Consider the following 300-nt stretch of genomic DNA (forward strand, 5'->3'; position numbering starts at 1 on the left):
ACAACGTCGACAACAGCAAGGTGCAGTACCTGGGCGAGGGCGAAACCAAGGTCGAGACCTTCACCGTGCAGTCTGTGGATGGCACCGAGCACACCGTCACCATCACCATCACCGGCGTCAACGATGCGGCTGTCATCACCGGCAGCGACACCGGCAGCGTGACCGAAGATGAAAGCACCCCGACCCTGACCGAGACCGGCACCCTGAGCGTGACCGACCTGGACGGCGCCGATGAGGCCAAGTTTGTGGCCGGCAACGGCGTGGCCAGCACTGGCGCACTGGGCAGCCTCGCCATCACCG

The 300-nt window shown here is 65.0% G+C and carries 1 protein-coding gene; it reads left to right on the forward strand.

The window, feature by feature from the left end; translation table 11 throughout:
• Window positions 1-300: VCBS domain-containing protein (locus KW824_RS21250; RefSeq protein WP_218410889.1), on the forward strand; the 300-nt coding region annotated here is incomplete at both ends.

Source organism: Aeromonas sp. sif0611 (assembly GCF_019218845.1).
In the GTDB taxonomy this organism is placed as follows: domain Bacteria; phylum Pseudomonadota; class Gammaproteobacteria; order Enterobacterales; family Aeromonadaceae; genus Aeromonas; species Aeromonas media.